At 67.3% G+C, this 208-nt stretch carries 1 pseudogene; it reads right to left on the reverse strand.

Going from position 1 to position 208, the window contains the following annotated elements:
• Nucleotides 1-208 (reverse strand): annotated as a pseudogene (locus HMPREF0519_RS13780) (hypothetical protein); the annotation flags it as partial.

A 208-nucleotide genomic window follows, 5' to 3' on the forward strand; every position in this document is an offset into this window, starting at 1 on the left:
GCAGGACGTGGATCACCGCCTCGGGGCCGAAATGCTGCACGATGAAGCACGACGCGGCGGCAATGGCCATGGCGGTATTGCGCGCAACCGGCTCGAGCAGGACGCCGGCCAGCGGCGCGCCGATTTCGGCAGCCTGTTCGCCCACGAGGAAACGGTATTCCGAATTGGTGACGATTACGGCGGGTGCATAGCGCGGGTCGGCGACGCG

The organism is Lentilactobacillus hilgardii DSM 20176 = ATCC 8290, assembly GCF_000159315.1.
Classification (GTDB): domain Bacteria; phylum Bacillota; class Bacilli; order Lactobacillales; family Lactobacillaceae; genus Lentilactobacillus; species Lentilactobacillus hilgardii.